Origin of the sequence: Asanoa siamensis, from assembly GCF_016862555.1 — a bacterium.
GTDB lineage: Bacteria > Actinomycetota > Actinomycetes > Mycobacteriales > Micromonosporaceae > Asanoa > Asanoa siamensis.
Genome location: NZ_BONE01000116.1, coordinates 1 through 20,521, shown reverse-complemented (window position 1 = coordinate 20,521; position 20,521 = coordinate 1). Strand labels below are relative to the sequence as shown.

Annotated in this window: 20 protein-coding genes and 1 pseudogene; 10 read left to right on the top strand and 11 right to left on the bottom strand. The window is 72.1% G+C overall.

Annotated elements, in window-relative coordinates; all coding sequences use genetic code 11:
- The 4 genes from Asi02nite_RS38045 to Asi02nite_RS38030 all read left to right on the top strand — a co-directional run.
- Positions 1-302, top strand: a 302-nt coding sequence (locus Asi02nite_RS38045; RefSeq protein WP_203718906.1) for a sigma-70 family RNA polymerase sigma factor, incomplete at its 5' end; no start/stop codon positions are given.
- Between the two features lie 40 nt (positions 303-342).
- The gene (glgX, locus tag Asi02nite_RS38040; protein ID WP_203718905.1) at positions 343-2,448 is read left to right on the top strand and encodes a glycogen debranching protein GlgX; all 2,106 of its coding nucleotides are present in this window, start codon (positions 343-345) and stop codon (positions 2,446-2,448) included.
- A 1-nt stretch (position 2,449) separates the two neighbouring features.
- Positions 2,450-3,313 (top strand): DUF3459 domain-containing protein, encoded by an 864-nt coding sequence (locus Asi02nite_RS38035; RefSeq protein WP_203718904.1) that lies wholly within the window; start codon positions 2,450-2,452, stop codon positions 3,311-3,313.
- Between the two features lie 33 nt (positions 3,314-3,346).
- The gene (locus Asi02nite_RS38030) at positions 3,347-3,703 is read left to right on the top strand and encodes a hypothetical protein (protein ID WP_203718903.1); all 357 of its coding nucleotides are present in this window, start codon (positions 3,347-3,349) and stop codon (positions 3,701-3,703) included.
- Here the strand turns inward: Asi02nite_RS38030 and Asi02nite_RS38025 are convergent, their stop codons facing one another.
- Both Asi02nite_RS38025 and Asi02nite_RS38020 read right to left on the bottom strand, forming a co-directional pair.
- Positions 3,704-4,168 carry a GNAT family N-acetyltransferase gene (locus Asi02nite_RS38025; protein WP_203718902.1) on the bottom strand — a complete coding sequence of 155 codons (465 nt, stop codon included), beginning with the start codon at positions 4,166-4,168 and terminating at the stop codon, positions 3,704-3,706.
- Positions 4,165-5,580: an MFS transporter gene (locus tag Asi02nite_RS38020; RefSeq protein ID WP_203718901.1), complete on the bottom strand. Its 1,416-nt coding sequence runs from the start codon at positions 5,578-5,580 to the stop codon at positions 4,165-4,167. The genes Asi02nite_RS38025 and Asi02nite_RS38020 overlap by 4 nt, the downstream gene beginning before the upstream one ends.
- Positions 5,581-5,664: 84 nt before the next feature.
- On the opposite strand from Asi02nite_RS38020, the gene Asi02nite_RS38015 reads away from it, so the two are divergent.
- Positions 5,665-6,228: a TetR/AcrR family transcriptional regulator gene (locus Asi02nite_RS38015; protein ID WP_203718900.1), complete on the top strand. Its 564-nt coding sequence runs from the start codon at positions 5,665-5,667 to the stop codon at positions 6,226-6,228.
- Here the strand turns inward: Asi02nite_RS38015 and Asi02nite_RS38010 are convergent.
- Complete coding sequence (locus Asi02nite_RS38010) at positions 6,225-6,551, bottom strand: hypothetical protein (protein WP_203718899.1); 327 nt, start codon at positions 6,549-6,551, stop codon at positions 6,225-6,227. The two genes, Asi02nite_RS38015 and Asi02nite_RS38010, sit on opposite strands and share 4 nt — an antisense overlap.
- Positions 6,548-7,456 (bottom strand): zinc metalloprotease, encoded by a 909-nt coding sequence (locus Asi02nite_RS38005; RefSeq protein ID WP_203718898.1) that lies wholly within the window; start codon positions 7,454-7,456, stop codon positions 6,548-6,550. The genes Asi02nite_RS38010 and Asi02nite_RS38005 overlap by 4 nt, the downstream gene beginning before the upstream one ends.
- Positions 7,457-7,603: 147 nt before the next feature.
- On the opposite strand from Asi02nite_RS38005, the gene Asi02nite_RS38000 reads away from it, so the two are divergent.
- Complete coding sequence (locus Asi02nite_RS38000; protein ID WP_203718897.1) at positions 7,604-8,332, top strand: PP2C family protein-serine/threonine phosphatase; 729 nt, start codon at positions 7,604-7,606, stop codon at positions 8,330-8,332.
- Positions 8,329-9,630, top strand: a complete 1,302-nt coding sequence (locus tag Asi02nite_RS37995; RefSeq protein WP_203718896.1) for a hypothetical protein — start codon at positions 8,329-8,331, stop codon at positions 9,628-9,630. Before Asi02nite_RS38000 ends, Asi02nite_RS37995 begins: the two co-directional genes overlap by 4 nt.
- Here Asi02nite_RS37995 and Asi02nite_RS37990 read toward each other — a convergent pair.
- A complete protein-coding gene (locus Asi02nite_RS37990) occupies positions 9,616-11,169 on the bottom strand; it encodes an MFS transporter (RefSeq protein ID WP_239127599.1) in 1,554 nt (517 codons plus the stop codon). The genes Asi02nite_RS37995 and Asi02nite_RS37990 overlap by 15 nt on opposite strands.
- 106 nt (positions 11,170-11,275) lie before the next feature.
- Between Asi02nite_RS37990 and Asi02nite_RS37985 the strand changes: the two genes are divergently transcribed.
- Complete coding sequence (locus Asi02nite_RS37985) at positions 11,276-11,881, top strand: hypothetical protein (RefSeq protein ID WP_203718894.1); 606 nt, start codon at positions 11,276-11,278, stop codon at positions 11,879-11,881.
- Complete coding sequence (locus tag Asi02nite_RS37980; RefSeq protein ID WP_239127597.1) at positions 11,878-13,272, top strand: DUF2252 domain-containing protein; 1,395 nt, start codon at positions 11,878-11,880, stop codon at positions 13,270-13,272. The genes Asi02nite_RS37985 and Asi02nite_RS37980 overlap by 4 nt, the downstream gene beginning before the upstream one ends.
- On the opposite strand, the gene Asi02nite_RS37975 is transcribed toward Asi02nite_RS37980, so the two are convergent.
- Together Asi02nite_RS37975 and Asi02nite_RS37970 are read right to left on the bottom strand one after the other, a co-directional pair.
- Positions 13,241-13,780, bottom strand: coding sequence for a hypothetical protein (locus tag Asi02nite_RS37975; RefSeq protein ID WP_203718893.1), 540 nt, complete (start codon positions 13,778-13,780; stop codon positions 13,241-13,243). The genes Asi02nite_RS37980 and Asi02nite_RS37975 overlap by 32 nt on opposite strands.
- Positions 13,781-13,807: 27 nt before the next feature.
- Entirely contained in the window at positions 13,808-15,274 is a 1,467-nt protein-coding gene (locus Asi02nite_RS37970; protein ID WP_203718892.1) for an Nramp family divalent metal transporter, read from the bottom strand.
- Positions 15,275-15,400: 126 nt separating this feature from the next.
- Here Asi02nite_RS37970 and Asi02nite_RS37965 point away from each other — a divergent pair, with 126 nt between their 5' ends.
- Positions 15,401-16,534 carry a hypothetical protein gene (locus tag Asi02nite_RS37965; protein ID WP_203718891.1) on the top strand — a complete coding sequence of 378 codons (1,134 nt, stop codon included), beginning with the start codon at positions 15,401-15,403 and terminating at the stop codon, positions 16,532-16,534.
- A 904-nt stretch (positions 16,535-17,438) separates the two neighbouring features.
- Here Asi02nite_RS37965 and Asi02nite_RS37960 read toward each other — a convergent pair.
- The 4 genes and pseudogenes from Asi02nite_RS37960 to Asi02nite_RS37945 form a co-directional block, all read right to left on the bottom strand.
- Positions 17,439-17,696 carry a UBP-type zinc finger domain-containing protein gene (locus tag Asi02nite_RS37960; protein ID WP_203718890.1) on the bottom strand — a complete coding sequence of 86 codons (258 nt, stop codon included), beginning with the start codon at positions 17,694-17,696 and terminating at the stop codon, positions 17,439-17,441.
- Between the two features lie 10 nt (positions 17,697-17,706).
- A complete protein-coding gene (locus Asi02nite_RS37955) occupies positions 17,707-19,287 on the bottom strand; it encodes a Na+/H+ antiporter (protein WP_203718889.1) in 1,581 nt (526 codons plus the stop codon).
- Between the two features lie 42 nt (positions 19,288-19,329).
- A complete protein-coding gene (locus Asi02nite_RS37950; protein WP_203718888.1) occupies positions 19,330-20,286 on the bottom strand; it encodes a TIGR03885 family FMN-dependent LLM class oxidoreductase in 957 nt (318 codons plus the stop codon).
- 31 nt (positions 20,287-20,317) lie between these two features.
- Positions 20,318-20,521: pseudogene (locus tag Asi02nite_RS37945) on the bottom strand (hypothetical protein); the annotation flags it as partial.

Sequence of the window (20,521 nt, the reverse complement as noted above, 5' to 3'; positions counted from 1 at the left end):
CCCGCGCCTACAACGCGGTGTCGCTGTCGACGCCGACCGGTGACGGCGAGCGCGGCACCGAGCTCGGTGACCTGCTCGGGTCCGAGGACACCTCGTTCGAGCTGGCCGAGCTGCGGGTCGCGTTGGGGCCGGCACTGGCGACGCTCGACGAGCGGGAGCAGAAGATCCTGACACTGCGGTTCTACGGCAACCTGACCCAGTCGCAGATCGCCGACCAGATCGGCGTCTCGCAGATGCACGTCTCCCGGCTGCTGGCCCGCGCCCTGACGAAGCTGCGCGGCCACCTCGGTGACGCCGTCTGATTCTGGTTCAATTCGGACTAAAAGCCGCTAGTCTGCGGGAATGCTGGTATGGCCCGGCCGGCGCTACCCGCTCGGCGCTACGTACGACGGTGTCGGCACGAACTTCGCGGTGTACTCCGCGGTCGCCGAGGCGGTCGAGCTGTGCCTGTTCGACGCCGCGGGCGACGAGCAGCGGATCGACCTCACCGAGGTGGACGCGTACGTCTGGCACGTGTTCCTCACCGGTGTGCAGCCGGGCCAGCGGTACGGGTTCCGGGTCTACGGGCCCTGGGACCCGGCCCGCGGCCTGCGCTGCAACCCGCACAAGCTGCTGCTCGACCCGTACGCGAAGGCGATCGACGGTGACGTGCACTGGCACCCGGCGGTGTACGGGCACGACCTGAGCGACCCCGACACGATGTCGACCACCGACTCGGCGCCGTACCTGCCGAAGGCCGTCGTGGTGAACCCGTGGTTCGACTGGGGCAACGACCGCGCGCCGCGGACGCCCTACCACGACACCGTGATCTACGAGGCGCACGTCAAGGGGCTGACCGCCCGGCACCCCGGCGTTCCGGAGGAGCTGCGCGGCACGTACGCGGGGCTCGCCCATCCGGCGTCGATCGAGCACCTCTCCCGGCTCGGCGTGACCGCGGTCGAACTGATGCCCGTGCAGCAGTTCGTGCACGACCAGCACCTCACCGATCGGGGCCTGCGGAACTACTGGGGCTACAACACGATCGGGTACTTCGCGCCCTACCACGGCTACTCCGCGATGGGCCGCCACGGGCAGCAGGTGCAGGAGTTCCGGGGCATGGTGCGGGCGCTGCACGCGGCGGGCATCGAGGTCATCCTCGACGTGGTCTACAACCACACCGGCGAGGGCAACCACCTCGGGCCGACGCTGGGCTTCAAGGGGCTGGACAACCCCGGCTACTACCGGCTGTCCGACGAGGACCCGCGGTACTACGTGGACTACACCGGCACCGGGAACTCGCTCAACGTCCGGAGCCCGATCTCGCTGCAGCTGATCATGGACTCGCTGCGCTACTGGGTCCAGGAGATGCACGTCGACGGGTTCCGGTTCGACCTGGCGGCGACGCTGGCGCGGGAGTTCTACGAGGTCGACCGGCTGTCCACGTTCTTCGAGGTGGTGCAGCAGGACCCGGTGGTCAACCAGGTCAAGCTGATCGCCGAGCCGTGGGACGTGGGGCCGGGCGGCTACCAGGTCGGCAACTTCCCGCCGCTGTGGACCGAGTGGAACGGCAAGTTCCGGGACACGGTGCGGGACTTCTGGCGCGGTGAGCCGGCGACGCTGGCGGAGTTCGCCACCCGGATCTCCGGCTCGGCCGACCTCTACCAGGACGACGGGCGCCGGCCGGTGGCGAGCATCAACTTCGTGACCTGCCACGACGGGTTCACGCTGAACGACCTGGTGTCCTACAACGCGAAGCACAACGCGGCCAACGGTGAGAACGACAACGACGGATCCACCGACAACCGGTCGTGGAACTGCGGCGTCGAGGGCCCGACGTCCGACAGCGGCGTGCTCGCGCTGCGCGCCCGGCAGCGCCGCAACTTCCTGGCCACGCTGTTCCTGTCACAGGGCGTGCCGATGCTCGGGCACGGCGACGAGATGGGCCGCACGCAGCGGGGCAACAACAACGGCTACTGCCAGGACAACGAGTTGAGCTGGGTCGACTGGGCCGAGGTCGACGAGCAACTGCTGGCGTTCGTACGCAAACTCGCCGCGTTCCGGGCCCGGCACCGGATCTTCCGCCGCCGCCGCTTCTTCACGGGCGCGCCGGTCGCCGGCCGCGACGTCACCACGCCGGTCGCCGACATGGCCTGGTTCGACCCCGACGGCACGCCGATCTCCGACTGGGACACCGGCGTCAACGCGCTGACGCTGTTCGTCAACGGCGAGGGCATCAAGGAGCGCGGCCGGTACGGGCAGCGCCAGGTCGACGACTCGTTCCTGCTGTGCTTCAACGGCCACCACGAGCCGCTGCGGTTCACGCTGCCGCCGGCCGAGTACGGCGAGAAGTGGCAGGTCGTCTTCGACACGGCCCACCTGGAGCCCGTCGAGCCGGCGCCCACGGTCGCGGCGGCCGCCCGTACCACCGTCGCGGAGCGCAGCCTGCTCGTCCTCGACCGGGAAGTGTGAGGTGGCCGGGGTCGTCTGGGCGACGGACGACCTGTCCACCGTGCCCGCGCTGGCCGACCTCGGCGTCGACGTCGTCGAGATCGAGCCGCCCGCCGACGAGGAGACACTGCGCCGCTTCGTGACCGCGGCCCGGTCCCGCGGCCTCGGGGTGACCCTGCGCCTACACAGCGACCGCATCCTCGGCCCGGCGGTGGTCGACCACGTGGTGCAGTGGCTCGCGGGCTTCGCCCTCGACGGGGTCCGCCTCGACGGCCCGCCGGCCCCGGTGCCGCTGGGCGAGTTCGCGGCGGCGGTCGGCGACCTCTCCGACCACCTCGGCCGCCCGCTGACGCTGGCGGAGTCGGGCCGCTTCCTGGTGCCGGCCGACGGCGGCGTGCTCGGCACGCTGGACGCGGTCAGCGCCTGGCTGTGGCGCGGCGGCGACCCGGACCCGGCGCCGGACCCGGCGCTGCCGCTGGCCCCGCCGCCACCGGGCGCGGTGGCGACGCTGACGGGCCTGCGCGACGTGGCGGCGACGCTGCTGCTGACCGCGCCGCTGACGCCGCTGCTGTCGGCGTCGGACGAGGTGCCGCCGGCGACGCTGCGCGCCCTGACCTCGCTCCGCCGGGCCCACCCGGACCTGACCGCGACGCGCCCGGAACCGACCCGCCCGATCCGCCGCGGCGCGGAGGTCATCACGATGCGCCGCGGCGCGCTCGTGGTGGCGGCGAACATCGGCCTTGCTCCGGCCCGCGTCGGCCTGCACGGCGTCGCGCGCTCGGTGCTGTTCACGACGGGCCCGGGCGTCAGCCTCACGAACACGAGCATCGACCTGCCCCCGGAGTCGGCGGCCGTGGTCGCCTGCTGCCGCTTCGACCAGCCCTGACGGACCCCACTCGGCCGTCACGCCGCCGAAAGGTTGCTGGACCGAACCACGCACGAGTTCCGCAAGGACGACCGTGGCGGCACCCAGACCGTCGTCGCCGACGATCCGGCCGACGGCACGCAGGTCGACCTCGTCCGGGAGCACCTGCGGGCCGAGGCCGACCGGTTCCGCCGGGGCGACTTCGCCGACCCGGCCCGCATCCACGGCGACGCCATGCCGGGCCTGGCTGACCTGCGTGGCCACGCGGGTCGGATCACACTGTCCTATACCGACGTTCCGGCCGGCGGGCGGATCGTCTACGCGACCGGCGACGAGGGCCTGCGTGCCGCGTTGCACGCCTGGTTCGACGCGCAGGTCACTGACCACGGCCCGCACGCCACCCACGGCTGATCACTCCAACGCCGGCGCGTACGCGTCCGGATGCCACGACGAGACGATATTCGGGCGGAGCGTGGCGCCGAGGCGGGCGTAGAACCGTTGGGCGCCGATGTTGTCCGGCTGGACGCTCCACGTGATCGTGTGCCCTTCCGGCGCCGCGTGCCGCGCCAGCGCCACCATCAGCGCCCGCCCGACGCCCGCGTCCCGGGCCGGCGGGCGCACCCACAGGTCGTCGAGGGCGAGGATGTCCGTGCCGCTCCACAGGTGCGGCCGGCGCAGCGCCGACACGTAGCCGACCGGCTCGCCGCCGTGCTCGGCGAGCAGGACCACGATGTCGCAGCGGCCGAGCAGGGCGCGCCACCGATCGGTCGTGACGGCGACGTGACGGGTCTGGTCCTGGTGCGCGGCCAGTTCGTGGACCATCGCGGTGACGACGGGCGCGTCGGCGGGCCCGGCCCGGCGGACGTGGTGGTTCACGCTGTCTCCGATCGCGGGAGGACCGGCTGCGGCTCGTCGGTGGGGACCGGCGCGGGCCGGTGCGGGGGGACCACCACGGCCGCCAGGCCGCCGGCGACCACGGCCGTCACGGCGGCGAAGGTGAACGCGTTCGTGAAGCCCGTGTCGGTCGTGCCGGCGATGCTGGCCGCGGCGATGCTGGAGACCACCGCCACGCCGAGCGACGCGCCGAACTCGTGGAAGGTGCTCAGGATCCCCGACGTCACGCCCGCCTCGTCCGGCCGGACCTGCGACAGCGCGCTCGTCGAGGCGGCCACGAAGACGGCGCCGACGCCCGCCGCCGCGACGGTGATGCCGGCGATCAGCGCGGCCGGGCCCGCCCAGACGGCCGGTGCGGCGGCGCCCAGCCCCGCGACGGCGAGGCCGGCGACCGCGACCGCCCGCGTGCCCCGCCGCCCGACCAGCGACCCGGCCAGGTGCGCACCGGCGATCGTCGCCACCGCCACCGGCAGGAACAGCAACCCGGTCCGCAGCGCCCCGTAGCCGCGCAGGTGTTGCAGATAGAAAGAGCCCAGGAAGAACACCGCGATCATCAGTGCGGTGGCGACAAGGATCATGAACAGGCCGGCCGCGACCGGGCGGCGGGCGACGATCCCCGGGTTCATCAGCGGCTGCCGCGAGCGGCGCTGCAGCAGCACGAAAGCCCCGTACAGCAGCGCCGCCGCCGCGAGCGCCACCACTGTCCGCGGCGCGCCCCAGCCCGCGTCGCCCGCGTTGATCAGCGCGTAGATCAAGGCGCCCGTGCCCGCGGTGACCAGCAGCGCGCCCGGCACGTCGAGGCGAGCGCCACCCCGCACCGGCGGGTCCGCGGGCAACGCCCACACCAGCGCCGCCACGACCAGCAACCCGATCGGCACGTTGACGTAGAACACCCACGGCCACCCCGGCCCGGCCGTCAGCGCCCCGCCGAGCAGCACCCCGAGCGCCGCACCCCCGCCGCCGAGGCCCGACCAGACACCCAACGCCCGGTGCAGCTCCGCGCCCTGGAACAGCTTCGTCACCATCGACAGCGCCGCCGGAGAGAGCAGCGCCGCGCCGACGCCCTGGGCCACCCGGCCACCGATCAGCACCGATGCCGAGCCCGCCAGGCCCGTCACCAGCGACGCCGCCGTGAACACCAGCAGCCCCGCCAGCACCAGCCGCCGGGCGCCGAACAGGTCCGCGGCCCGGCCGCCCAGCAGCATCAGACCGCCGAACACCAGCGTGTACGCGCTCACCACCCAGGTCAGCGAAGCGCGGCTCAACCCCAGGTCGGCGCCCATGTGCGGCAACGCGATCGCCACCACGGTCACGTCGAGGATCAGCATGAGCTGGGCCGTGCCCAGCAGAGCCAAGGCGCGCCAACGCCGTGGATCCGGGCCTTCGAATGACATGACTCCCCCAAAGCTGAACACCAGTGTTCGAGTTATTTCGGCTACAGTAACTCGTACAGCGGTGTTCAACAAAGAGGAAATCCCGTGGTCCGAGCCGACGCCCAGCGCAACATCAACGCCATCGCGACCGCCGCGGTCGACTGCCTGAGCCGCGACCCGGACGCCAGCGTCGCCGACATCGCCAAGGCGGCCGGCGTCGGCCGCGTGACGCTCTACGGCCACTTCCCGAGCCGGGCCGACCTGGTCGACGCGGCCTTCGCCCGGGCCATCGAGGACGGCGACGCCCTGCTCGGGGCGGTCGACCTCGACGGCGACCCGCGCGCGGCCCTGACCCGACTGGTCGACGCGAGCTGGGAGCTGGTCAACCGCTTCCGCTCACTGCTGCTCGCGGCCCAGCACACCCTGCCGCCGGGTCGGATCCAGGCGCTGCACGAAGGGCCCGCCGACCGGATGCGGCGCCTGCTCGAGCGCGGCCGGGCCGAGGGCGTCTTCCGCACGGACCTGCCCACGTCCTGGCTGATCAGCACGATGCAGCACGTCATGCACGGCGCCGCCGACGAGATCAACGCGGGCCGGCTCGACGCCAGGGACGCGGCCCGCTACATCTCCACCACCGTGCTGGCGGCCCTGACGCCGCCGGCCGTCTAGACGGCCCGCAGCCGCAGCAGGTCCGGGGTCAGCTCGACGATCTCGTAGCCCGTGGGTGCCCCCGCCGAGCGGGCGCCCGGCGGGTAGGCCAGCGCCAGCCTGTCCCGGGCCGGCGCCGTCCACCGGCCCACCGACGCCACCGGCGCGTCGGTCGGGCCCGGGCGCAGGTCGGCGAACGTGCCGTCCGGGCGGAACTCGATGCCGTCGCGGCCGCGGGCGGGCGGCAGCGGGCGGTCGGCGGGCCGGTAGACGCGTACGCCCTCGGCGTCCTCCTCCCGCACGTGCACCCACCGCCGGAACAGCGCCGCGGGCGGCGGGGTCACGACGTGGCCGCCGCCGCGAGCAGGGCCGAGCGTGGCCCGCGCAATGCCGCCGCCATCCGCAAGGCCTGGCCACGGGTGAACATCACCATGGCGGCGTCGTCGCTGTAGTCCATGTAGTTGACGAACATGTCGCCGTGCGGGCCGTTGGCGCACGACACCTTCGGATAGGTCGGCTTGCCGTAGTTGGGGCCGCCCTGGTTGGGCGTGTCGGCGACGAAGTCGTCACCGCCGCAGCCGTCGCCGTCGTCGCCCCAGATGTGCCGCAGGTTGAGCCAGTGGCCGACCTCGTGGGTCGACGTGCGGCCGAGGTCGAACGGCGCCGTCGCCGTGCCCGACGAGCCGAAGGCCGTGAAGGTCACCACCACACCGTCGGTCTCCAGCGGCCCGCCGGGGAACTGGGCGTAGCCGAGCAGGCCGCCGCCGAGTTGGCAGACCCAGAGGTTGAGGTGCGTGTCCGGGGAGACCGGGTCGGCCCCACCGGCGCGCGCGGACTTGACCCCGTCGTCGGTGTCGAAGGCCGCCACCTCGGTGCGGGTGCGGGTCACGTCGACGAGCGCGAACTCGATGTCGGCGTCGGCCGCGACCGGCGCCCAGACCGGCGGGAGGATCGCGACGTCGTCGTTGCGCCTGCGGAAGTCGCGGTTGAGGATCTCGATCTGCGACGCCACCTGCTCGTCGCCGACGTTCTGCTCGGGCCGCGACCAGACCACGTGGACGACCGTGGGGATGGTCACCAGGCCGAGCGGCGGCGGGTCCTCGCGGGCGGCGTCGTAGGTGAAGGTCTCGATCTCCTCGCGCGCCCGGGCGTAGCCGGGGTCGCTGTCCAGCAGCCGGCGGTGCACCGGCATCGTGCCGCACCAGTCGCGCACCGCGCCCGGCGCCAGACGCCCTCCATCGAATGCCATCGCGCCATTCTCCCGGCGCCGCACCGGCCGCACTAGCCGATCATGGACTCTTCGCGACACCTCCGGATGGCCGGTCGGTGTGATCCGGATGGCCGAGAAGGTGATCTACTAGAGACAACCGGCCCGCATCCTGGCATCCTGCCTGCCATGACGCTTCTGCTCCGCTCCGTCGCCCGTACCGACCGAGGTCTGGTCCGGCGGGCGAACCAGGACGCGGTCTACGCGGGCGTCCACCTCCTCGCGGTCGCCGACGGGATGGGCGGGATGGCCGCCGGCGACCTCGCGAGCGCGATCACTATCGACGCGGTCGCCCGGGCCGACGGCGACCATTCGGAGTCCGGCCTCGTCGACGCGATGCGCCAGGCGATCGAGGCCGCCGGCGTCCGGATCCGCAACGCCGTGGCGGAGGACCCGACCCGCGACGGCATGGGTACGACCCTGACCGCGCTGCTGTTCAGCCCCGGCAACACGGCGGTGCTGCTCGCCCACGTCGGTGACTCGCGCGCCTACCTGCGCCGTGACGGCCACACCCAGCAGATGACCAAGGACGACACGTTCGTCCAGATGCTCGTCGACGAGGGCGTGATCACCCCCGACGAGGCGCACGTGCACCCGCGCCGCGCGGTCGTCACCCAGGCGCTGCAGGGCGACCCGGTGTCGCCCGCCCTCACCACGATGACGCCGCTGGCCGGCGACCGCTGGCTGCTGTGCAGCGACGGGCTGTCCAATGTGGTGCGCGAGGACACGATCGCCGACGTGCTGGCGACCCACCCCGACCGGGAGGCGTGCGCGGACCGGCTGGTCGACCTCGCCAAGCGCGCCGGCGGCCCCGACAACATCACCGTGATCGTCGCCGACCTGGAGGCCGTGACGTGACCCTGGTCCGCCGTGCCGTCGTGACGCTGGCCGCTCTCGTGGTCGGCACCGTCCTGCTCGGCCCGGTGGGCGAGGTGCTGTTCTACGGACTCGAGGGATTCCCCGTCGAGGCCGACGTCAAGGGATTCGTGCGGATCCTCTCCGCCACGGGCGCCGTCGCGGTGCTCCTCGTGGGCGCCGCGGTGGGCGCCCGCGTCACCGGGCCCGCCCGGGGCTGGCCGCTCGTCGCCGCCGGCCTGCTCGTCACCGGCCTGCTCACCGCCTTCGCACCGCTCGACCCGGACTCGGCCTTCGGTGAACTGCAGCCCCTGATCCGCCCGGTGGCCGCGCTGGCCGCCGGCGTCGCGATCGGCGCGGCGCTGGTGGCGGTGCTGCCCGCCGCCCCGCGGGAGGGCGATCCCTGGCCCGTCGCCGCGCTGGCAGCGGGCATCGTCGTCGGCGTCCCGATCGGGCCGATGCTGCTGCCCGCGTTCCCCGATCCGCGCTATGACCTCGGGTGGGCCGACGTGGCGGCGGTGCTCCTGGCGATGCTGGCGGCGCTGCTCGCACCGCGCCCCGCGCCGGAGCCCGGCACGCCCGCCGTCGGGCGGTTCGGCCTCGTCGCGCTGGCCGGCGCCGTGCTGTCGGCCGCGTTCCACATGGAGTACGTCGGCCGGGCCGCCGACAACTCCCCGGCGATCGTGGTCGTGCTGGTCCTGCTGCTCACCATCGCCCTCTGGGTCGCCATGGCCGGCGCGCTGATCCGCTGGAGCGCCGGTGTCGCCGGCGCGGAGGCGGCCCGGTTCGCGCTGACGATGGCCGGGGCCGCGGGTGTCCTGTTCACCGCCAGCGGTCGCAACCTCGGCCTCGTCTGGGGCTTCCCCTGGGTCCCGCTGCTCGGCGTCGCGACGGCCGTGGCCGGCGTGCTGCTCACCCGCCTCCGCCCCACGGTGCCGTGGGACGCCGTCGGCGTCGGCGCCGCCGCGCTGGTGGCGCTGCTGACCGTGGTCCTAGCGAGAGCGGAGAGCGGCTACGCGGCCACCGGCGTGGCGGTCGTCGCGTTCGCCCTCGGCGCGGCCCTCGCCCGCACGTCCGCGGCGGGCGCGCTCTGCGGGCTGCTCGTCCTGGTGTCGACGCTGCCGGTGCTCGTGGGCACGATCACGCCCCTCGGCCGGCAGCTGGGCGAGGGGGACGGCTTCGGCCAGCGGGTCGTGCTGTACGCACCGTTCTGGCTGGTCGGCCTGCTGACCGCGGCCCTGTTGGCCCGCCGGCCGCGCCGGGCCGGCGACCCCGCGCCGACGCCGCTAGCGGTCGGCTGACTCGTACGACCGCAGCAGTTCGATCTCCCGCTGCTTCTTCGGGAACGCGAAGAAGACCAGCAGCAGCCCGAACGCGATCGCCAGGATGCCGGCGAGGTAGGTCCACCGGTCGCCGTCCAGGAACGCCTGCCGGGCCCCGGCGATGATCTGCTCGGCGTACTGCGGATAGCGCTGGGCGGTGTCGACCGCGCTGGCGAACGAGTTCTCGAGCTCCGTCTGCGTCGCGTCGATCGCCTTCTGGTCCGCGGCCGGGGCGCCCGCGAGTTCCTTCGCGAACGCGGTCGAGTAGCCGGCGGTCAGCAGCGCGCCGAACACCGACTGCAGCACCGCTCCGCCGAGGTCCCGCTGCAGGTCGGCGGTGCCGGACGCCATGCCGGCCCGGCGCACCGGCACCGAACTGGTCAGCGAGTGCGACGCGGGGGTGCCGGCCAGGCCGACCCCGATGCCGATCAGCCCGTACGCGAGCGCGACCCGCCAGAACGCGATGTCCTCCTTCCACAGCAGCAGCATCGCCAGGAAGCCGAGCAGGCAGAAGACGTACCCGAGCAGCAGGGTCAGCCGCGAGCCACGCCGGCGCACCAGCGCTGCCGAGCGCGGCGCGACCAGCACCATCAGCGCCGCCGCGGGCAGGATCGACAGGCCCGCCTTCAGCGTCGAGTAGCCGAGCACGTTCTGCAGGAACTGCTGGCCCACGAACATCGCGCCCATCAGCGAGCCGAACACGATGATGCCGGCACAGGCGGCCACCCAGAAGGTACGGCGGCCGGCGATCCGCAGGTCGTAGAGCGGGCTGGCGGCCCGCCGCTGGCGGAGCACGAACAGCGCCGCCGCGACCACCGCGATCACGCCGAGGACGATCGCCCGCCGGCCGGCACCGGGCACGGCGGCGTCGTTGATGGCCAGCACCAGCGCGCCGACGAGCAGGATGGACAGCAGCCCGCCGAGGTTGTCGACCCGGCCGCCGCCCTCGTTGACGTGCGCCGGGACCAGCAGCACGGCGAGCACCAGCGCGACCACGGCCAGCGGCAGGGTGACCAGGAAGACCGAGCCCCACCAGAAGGCCTCGAGCACGGCCCCGGCGATGGTCGGGCCGAGCGCGGCGATCGCACCGCCGACGCCGGACCAGAGCGCGATCGCCTTGGTCCGTCCCGGGCCCGACCAGAGCGCGGTGATCAGGGCGAGCGTGGTCGGGTAGGCCATGCCGGCCGAGACCCCGCCGAGGATGCGCGCCGCGATCAGCACGATGTCCGACGGCGACCAGGCGGCCAGGATGCTGATCGGGATGGCCAGCGCGACGCCGATCGTCAACATCATCTTGCGGCCGTGCCGGTCGCCGAGCGCGCCGAGATAGAGGACGGAGGCGGCCAGGCCGAGCGAGTAGCCGATCGCGACGAGGTCGAGCCGGGTCTGCGACGAGTCGAACGCCCGGCCGATGTCCGGCAGCGCCACGTTGGCGACCGAGAGATTGAGGTTGGCGACGGCCGCCACGAGGATCAGGGCGGTCAGGACGAGACCGGAGCGGGCGGGCGCGGACGTCACCGCCGCCATACTATTAGGGACATTCCTCTCATACGGGCGATTCGCCGTATTGCACCCTGGGCCGACGTAGGTTGGAAGAGAGCGCGTCTTGGTTGGGAGGCCCGTCATGTTCGTGCAGATCATCCAGGGTCACGTACGCGACGCCGGCCAGTTGAAGGCCGCCATCGACGACTGGGTCAAGTTCCTCTCCCCCGGTGCCGAAGGGTGGCTGAGCTCGACCGGCGGCGTCACCGACAGCGGCGACTTCATCGGCCTGGCCTGCTTCACCGACGCGGCGTCGGCCCAGCACAACAGCGAACGGCCCGACCAGGACGCGTGGTGGCAGCGGACGTCGCAGCTGTTCGACGGCCCGGTCCAGTTCCACAACGCCGACAACGCCGTCACCGACAACCCGGGCGAGCCCCTCGACGCGCAGTTCGTGCAGATCATGCAGGGCCACGGCACCGACCACGACCGCGCGATGGAGCTGATGCTCCAGGACCAGCCGGAGTGGGCGACGTTCCGCCCCGACATCCTCGGCACGACCGCCTGCGCCTACGGGGACGGCGACTTCACCGTGGCCGTCTACTTCACCAACGAGGCCGAGGCCCGGGCCGGCGAGAGGAAGAAGCCGCCGCCCGAGCTGCACGAGCAGCTGGCCGAGCTCCAGCAGATCATGGTGGGCAAGACCGCCTACTACGACCTGCACCACCCGTGGATCCAGGCGCCGTGAACGCCGCGGGCAACGGCCACGCCGGCCGGGCCGAACGCGCCGCGCGGGGTCGCGCCGTCCGCGCCGAGGTGCCCCTGGAGGCGCACGAGGCGACCGGCGTCGACGGCGACCGCGACCCGATCGGGCTGCTGATGGGCCAGGCCGAGTCCCGCGTACCGGAGCTCGTGCCGGTGCGGCACGCGCGGATGGCGGTCTCGCCGTTCTCCTACTTCCGCGGTGCCGCGCTGCCGATGGCGGCGGACCTGGCCCGCACGCCCCGCTCGGACCTCACCGTGCAGCTCTGCGGTGACGCGCACCTGTCCAACTTCGGGGCGTTCGCCTCGCCCGAGCGGCGGCTGGTGTTCGACTGCAACGACTTCGACGAGACGCTGCCGGGCCCGTTCGAGTGGGACATCAAGCGGCTGGCGGCCAGCCTCGTCGTCGCCGCGCGCGACAACGGGTTCAAGCGCAAGCAGCGCAAGGAGATCGTGCGGTCCGCCGTCGAGGCGTACCGGATGAACGTCCGGACCTTCGGCGAGCAGGGCCGGCTCGCGGTCTGGTACGCGCACCTGGACATCAACGACACGATCGCCAGGTTCCGCGACCAGCTCCGCCCCAAGGCGTACGGCCAGGCCACGGCGGCGATGGCGAAGGCGCGCGGCAAGGACAGCATGCAGGCGCTGTCGAAGCTGACAACGGTCGTCGACGGCCGCCGGCGGATCATCAGCGAGCCGCCGACCATCCTGCCGATCGAGGACGTGTTCAGCGGCCTGGAAGCCGAGATGATCTACACGCTGATCGGCGGGGTCGTCGACTCGTACCAGCGCAGCCTCCCGACCGACCGCCGGCACCTGCTGCGCCAGTTCCAGCTCGTCCAGGTCGCCCGCAAGGTCGTCGGCGTGGGCAGCGTCGGCACCCGCGCCTGGATCGTGCTGCTCGAGACCGGCGACGGCGAGCCGCTGTTCCTGCAGGCGAAGGAGGCGCAGAAGTCGGTGCTCGCGCCGTACGTGGGCGCCAGCCGGTTCCGCAACCAGGGCGAGCGGGTGGTCGCCGGGCAGCACCTGATGCAGGCGCTCAGCGACATCTTCCTCGGCTGGACCAGGGTCAACGCCCCGGACGGCGCCACCCGCGACTTCTACGTGCGCCAGCTCCGCGACTGGAAGTTCTCGGCGCCGATCGAGCAGATGCGCCCGGAGGGCCTCGCCCTCTACGCCCGGATGTGCGGCTGGACGCTGGCCCGGGCCCACGCCCGGTCGGGCGACCCGGTCGCGATCGGCGCCTACCTGGGCGGCTCGGACCGCTTCGAGAAGGCGATTACGCAGTACGCGGAGAACTACGCGGACCAGAACGAGCAGGACTACGCCGCGTTCTGCGCGCACGTCAAGGACCAACTGGTCGGAGTGAGCCCGTAGCGAGCGGCGCCAGTCCACACAGGATGACGACCGAGCCGAACGGCAGCAGATCGAGATTGACGGCGATCAGCACGAACCCGAAGACCATGACGAGCGGACTCCAGACCGGCAGCCGGCGCGCGGCGACGAGCTGACCGAGCAGCGTCAGCATGCCGACCTGGAAGAGCACCGGCAGCCCGATCATGGCGGCGTCGGGGAGCCCGGTCGGCACGGCCGGGAACAGGTCGGTGAACGTCACCCACAGGAACGCCGCGGCACCGACCAGAGCGGCGACCAGGGCACCGTCCCGCAGGTGGCGCTGCCAGCGGGCCCGCACGGGCACGACCCGGTGCAGGTGGACGGCGAGCACGGCGAACAACACGAACGCGACGAAGAACGCGGTGTGTCCGACGTCCCATGCGACCCCGTTGCCACGGTCACCGTCGAGCCCGTCGACGTACCGCGCGATCCCGTAGAAGAGCATCAGCAAGGGAGCCGCCAGGGCGGCGAACCGGATCGGGAAGGTCATGCCCGAACACTTCCAAGTCCGCCGCCCCTAGTGACATCGGGAAACTCCCCCGCGTCCCCCGTAGGGCATTACCCCCAGCCAGTCGAGCAGCTTCGCGCCCTGTTCCTTGATCGTCAGGACCGAGAAGACGCCGAACAGGAGTACGCCCCAGATCAGGGCGATGACGCGGATGCCCCGCGGGCGTACGCGTTCCGGGAGGAACTTCTTGTTGATCAGCAGCAGTAGGCCCGAGTAGAGGAACATCATCAGGCCGCCGACGCAGGCGGAGATCACCAGCAGGACCAGTGGCTGGTCGAAGCCGCCGAGCAGCACCACGATGCCGATCAGCACCAGGCCCCAGACCAGCGCGAAGTAGATCCGGCTCTCCGACACCCGGCGCAGGTAACCGACCTTGAGCACGTCGGCCGCCAGCCGGCTCGTGTAGTCGACGATGCCCATCGCGGCCGCGAACAGCGAGATCGCGCCGATCGCCCAGAACAGGACGCCGAACCACTCGCCGACCAGCTCCTTGAGCCGCTCGCCCTCGACCTGCAGGAAGCTGACGCTGTTGGCGAGGCCCGGCACGCCGAACACGGTCGAGTACGCCAGCAGCGACATCAGCGTGATCGTCACGAAGGTGATCAGCACGAACGTGTAGAGCTGCTCCTTGTTGGCCAGCTTCCACCACTGCTTCCAGCGCGACAGGTTGGCCTCGGTGTCCTCGAACACGAAGCCGGCCGAGTCGGGCGCCGCCTCCTCCTTGCCGGTGATCGGGCTGACCAGCCGCGGCACGTACGCGCCCATCCCGAAGCCCTTGTCCCTGATCCAGTTGCTCTGGACGAGGTTCTGGCCGCCGCCGGCACCCGCGAAGACGAGCGCGGAGAGCATCAGCGCGAAGCCGAGCTCGGTCGGGAAGTCCGGGCGTACGACGTCGTGGCCGAACGCCGACCACGCGTCGGTGGTGACCGCGAAGATCACCGCGACCACGATGAACAGCACGACGAGGCCGACCTTGAGGAACTCGACCCGCTCCAGCACGGTGTAGATCACCGGCGCGAGGGTCAGCGTCACGCCGATCACGAGCAGCATGGCGATCGCGATCCAGCGGGGCTCGCCGCCGAAGATGTAGGTCAGCATCGTGGCCGAACTGGTCGCCCAGCCGGGCCAGAGGTTGGCGAAGTAGGTCAAAAGCGCGAAGACCAGGCCCCAGTGCCGCCAGGTACGGGAGAAGCCGGTCAGCGCCGTCTCGCCGGTGGCCAGCGTGTAGCGCTCGATCTCCATGTTCAGGAAGAACTGGGTGATCAGGCCCACGACCGCGGCCCAGAGGAAGACCAGACCGACCTGCGAGGCGATGTACGGGAAGAGGATGAACTCACCGGATGCCAGCCCGACACCGGCGGCGATCACTCCGGGCCCGATGATCCGCCAGTGCGAGCGGGGTGCGTCGGGCAGGTCACGGACCTTGACCTCGTGTACGTGTCGGCTGCGGAAACGATCAGCGGCGGTTTGCGTCATCGAGAGCCTCCCGGGGGCAGGGTGGCGCCCCTCCTTCCCCATATTCATCGCGATCAAACCCGTACAGTCCGAACTGTCCTTTATGTTACGAATAACAGAGGCCAACTCATCTTGCGGGAGGCGCAGGTGCGCAGACGATCACTGTGGAGCGTCGTGGCCCTGGCGACAGCCGCACTGGTGGGCTGGTACGGCATCAGCCTCAGCACCGGCTCGGACGCCACGGCCGCGGCCGACCCGGCGAAGGCGGCTGTCCCGGAGGAGGCCCCCATCGTGCCGGGCCGGATGCCCCCGCTGGGAGTGAAGTTGCCGGCCTCGGAGGCGTCGGGCCTGATCGCCAGCCGGACGTACCCGGGCATGTACTACTGGCTCCGCGACGGCGGCTCGAGCAAGCCCGGCAAGCCGCGCGACGCCCTGTGGGGGATGCGGCTGTCGGCGGGGGGCATGCCGGAGCCGGTGCGGGGCAACGAGCTGTTCCCGTCGTACGCGGTGACGGGCGCGAAGAATCAGGACTGGGAAGCGCTGACGACGGACTCGGCCGGGGCGCTCTGGATCGGCCAGCTAGGTGCCAACAACTGCAAGGACCAGCAGCGCCTGCTCCGGGTGGCGGAACCGGACCCGAGCGGCACGGGCCCGCTCGAGGTGGTCGCGTCGTACACGCTGCGTTTCCCGGACAACTCGAAGCCGGGCTGCCGGACCTACAACTCGGAGGCACTGCTCTGGCTCGACGGGCACTTCTACGTGTTCGCGAAGACCAGCGGCACGCCGGTCTACCGCGTGGACCTGCCGTCGGGCACGTCGGGCGAGGCGCGGGTGACGCGGATCGGCCGCTTCGGCCGGGACGTCGACAACATCTCGTCGGCCAGCATCTCGGACGACCGGACGCGCCTGATGGTCCAGGACCACGAACGCCTGTGGGTCTTCACGACCGATCCGACCAGGACGGGCGACGCGTTCATGACGGACGCGGTGAGCCGCAAGGCAACGGGCACGGCCCGCTTCGAGGCGCCGGGGGGCGCGTCGGTGGAGGGCGGAACCTTCGTCCGCGGCAGCCACGACATCGCGTTCGTGGCCGAGGACATGAACCTGTACTACGCCCGCCCGCAGACATACGGCGAGGCGCCCTGGACGCCGGCCCCGCCCACACCTAGCTGGCCGCCGCTCCCGACGACGCCACCGGCGCCGACAGCACCACCAACCTGGTACGACCCATGGTTCGACAACCTACCCACGCTCCCGACGGACCCGGGCGAAGCAGATTGAGCAACCCACCTGCGGCCAGGTCGTGTGATCCCACCGGGACCCACGACCTGGCCGCTGATTCTGCGTCGACCACCCATGAAGCAGGCCCCTCGGGGCACCCATCTTTGCCCGTGAACGGATGCCCTTCTGATACCTTCCGGCGGCTCGGGCCGGGGTCGTGGTGGATTGCCGTTCGTTCTGCGGCGGGTTTCCGGGGCGCCTCCCCGGACCCCGCCCGAGCTGCGGGGACCCGGGGAGGGGTGGGTCCCGTTGTCGGTCTTCGCCTAGAGCACCAGGATCCGCGGGCGGCGACAAGGTGGATCGCTAGGTGCGGCGACCGACCTTGTCACCGCCCGCGGATCCTGGTTGTCGGGCTACGCCCGACAACGGGACCCACCCCGTGGGGCCGGCTTTGTGGGTGGTTGACCTCGGCAACGGCAAACGCCGGCTACCGCTCAGGCCACGCTCGACGCTGGTCGCCGCCGCGCCGTGCCCCCACGAGCACACATGCGAAAGCATGTAGGTACATGCTTCCGCATGTACGGCCGCACGAAGACATCCGCCGCCGACGCGGCACGCCCGGAGAGCGGGACACGCGGACCGGGCACGCAGAGGCCCGCAGCCGGACGCCGCACGCCGGGTGCCCCACTCGTAGGCCTGACACGCGCGAACTGTCCGCCGCCGATGACGACACCCGGGGAGCACGACCCGCGAACCGGCACACGCCAAACCACCCGCCGCCGACGCGGCGCACCCGGGAAGCGCCACCCACCGACCCGGCACACGCGAACCGCCCGCCGCTGGCGCTGCGTATGCGGGATCGTGAGCCGCGGGCCTGGCAGCGGAGCGAAGCGGAGCGGTGTCTCGCGGGAGGAACGGTCCGGACCAGCGCGGACCCGAGCAAAGAGACCTCAGATCTTGATCCTCAGCCCAGGGTCTCGTCGACGTAGCACCACTTCCAGTTCTCGCCCGGCTGGAAGGACTTGATGACCGGGTGGCTGGTTTCCTTGAAGTGCGCCGTGGCGTGGCGCATCGGGGACGAGTCGCAGCAGCCCACGTGGCCGCAGGATTCGCAGAGGCGGAGGTGGACCCAGTCGTGGGAGCCGGCGGCCAGGCAGTCCTGGCAGCCCTCCGTTGTCTGTGGGGTCGGCGAGTCCGCCAGGGTGATGTGATCGCAGGTCATTTTTCCCCCATCAGTCTTCTTCGCGGCGCAGCAGCAGGGATTCCTCGAGGTCCAGGTCGCGGTAGGCGCGGTTGAGCACCTCTTCCGGGATGCGGCCCTCGTCCCGGGCCGTCCGGAACACCTCGCGTTCGGCGTCGATCATCTCCTGCCGGAGTCGACCGTACGCCGCCGACGGGGTCTCCCGCCCGTCTCCGCCCAGGCGCTCCCAGGCCGTGTTCGTGCGGTCCACCACCTGCTGGCGCAGGCGTTTCACCACCGACTCCGGCGCCCCTTCCAGGCGAGCCTCCAACCGCTCCTTGGCCGCCCTCGCCGCCGCCTGCTGCACCGATGCCTCCGCCAGCAGGTCCTTGGTCGGGTCGTCCGGGGTGAGGCTGACCGCGCGGGAGAACATCGGGAGGGTGATGCCGAAGACCAGCAGTGTGAAGACGATCACCGTGAACGCGATGAAGATGAAGGTGTCGCGCGGATAGAGGGCCTCGCCCTCGCCCGTGCCGACGCTCGGCAGGGCGAGTGCCGCTGCGAGGGTGACCACGCCGCGCATGCCCGCCCAGCCGATGATCACCGGGTGGCGCCAGCTGAACGTGGTTTCGCGGCGGCGGACGCGGGCCGAGAGTCTCGGCAGGAAACCGCCCGGGATGACCCAGATGTAGCGGGTGACGATCAGCGTGCCGATCACCGCGAACGTCGCGCCGATGACCGTGCCCCACGGCGTGGTGATGTCGTCGACGACCGCGCGCAACTGGAGGCCTACCAGCAGGAAGACGAGGCCTTCGAGGAGGAAGCGGACCAGCCGCCAGAACGCGTCCATCTGCAGGCGGGAGCCCGCCGACATCAGGGTCGGCATCCGGTGGCCGAGGAGGAGGCCGGCGACGACGACGGCTACGACGGCCGAGGCGCCGATCTCCTCCGAGGGGATCACCAGGGCGAACGGGGTCAGCAGGGAGAGCGCGTTGTCGAGCAGCGGGTCCTTGATCCTCTTGTGCAGGAAGCCGAAGATGATCGCGCCGCCGACGCCGATCGCGATGCCGCCGCCCGCGGAGATGACGACCTGCTCGGCCACCTCGCCGAAGCCGACGGCGCCGCCGACCGCCGCCGCGGTGGCCACCCGGAGCAGCACCAGCGCGGTGGCGTCGTTGATCAGGCTCTCGCCCTCGAGGATCGTGACGATCCGTCTGGGCAGGCCGATCCGGCGGGCGATCGCGGTCGCCGACACCGCGTCCGGCGGGGCGACCACCGCGCCGAGCGCCACGCAGACGGCGAACGGGGCCTGCGGCAGGATCGCGTGCACCACGAAGCCGACACCCAGCGCCGTGAAGACCACCAGGCCGATGCCGAGCAGCAGGATCGGTCGCAGGTTGAACCGGAACGCCGGCACCGAGGTCTGCAGCGCCGCCACGTAGAGCAGCGGCGGCAGGACGCCGATGAGCACGAACTCGGGCTCCAGGTGGAACTCCGGGAAACCCGGCACGAACGACAGGCCGAGACCGATGATCATCAGTACGATCGGCGAGAGGATGCCGATCTTCCGGGCCAGCGCCGCGCCGAAGACGGCGACCGCCAGCAGGATGACGATCTCGGTCAGCTCGTGCATGCGCCGAATGTTATTGGGCGTGCGCGGGTCCGCCCAATCGGATCAGGCGAGCTGCGGCAGCACCTTCGCGCCGAACGCGTCGACGAACGCCGCCTGCTCCTGGCCGACGTGGTGGAGATAGACGCGGTCGAAACCGAGATCGGCGTACGAGCGCAGGCGCGCCGCGTGCCAGCCCAGGTCGGCCGAGATGTCGACGGTCGCGGCCACGCGGGACGCCGGCACCTCGGCGGAGACCGCGTCGAAGTGGTCGGTGAGCTCCAGGTCCCAGCAGACGGGGGGCGGGAACACGTTGGACCGCCACTGCTCGTACGCGATGGCCTCCGCCTCCGCGTCGGTGGCCGCCCAGCTCAGGTGCGCCTGCAGGCAGACCGGCCCGCGCCCGCCGGCGTCCCGGTAGGCCGCGATCATCTTCCGCAGGTGCTCGTGCGGCGCGTTGACGGTGATCAGCCCGTCGGCCCACTCCGCACACCAGGCGGCGGTCTCGACGCTGACGGCCGCGCCCACCAGCGCCGGCGGCTCGTCGGGCCGCGTCCACAGCCGGGCCCGGTCGACCGTGACGAGCCCGTCGTGGCTGACCTCCTCACCGGCGAGCAGCGCCCGGATCACGTCGACGCACTCCCGCAGCCGGGCGGCCCGCAGGTCCTTGCGCGGCCACCCGCCGCCGGTGATGTGCTCGTTGCTGGCCTCGCCGGTGCCGAGGGCGGCCCAGAACCGCCCCGGGTACATGGCGGCCAGCGTGCCGATCGCCTGCGCGACGATCGCGGGGTGGTAGCGCTGCCCGGGCGCGTTCACCACCCCGAACGAGAGATCGGTGGCCTGCAGCGCGGCGCCGAGCCAGGACCAGGCGAACCCGGACTGGCCCTGGCGCGCGCTCCACGGCGAGAAGTGGTCGGACGACATCGCGGCGCCGAACCCCGCCTGCTCGGCGCGGATCACGTCGTCGAGAAGAGCGCGTGGGTGGACCTGCTCGTGGGAGGCGTGCCAACCGAAGACCGTCATGCGGCCGGTTACTACCCGCGGGCGCCGGCCGCTACACCGCCGGCGCCGGGTCGCGGGTCGGCACCGGGTCGGTCGTCGGGTCGCTCGGGTTGCTTGTCCGGATCCGAGCGACGACCGCCGCCGCCGCGACGAGGGCCAGGCCGGCGCCGGCGAAGGAGAGGGCCGGGCCGTGTGCGGCGGCCAAGGCGCCGAAGGCGACCGCGCCCAACGCCCCCGCGGCCTGCAGTGCCAGCGA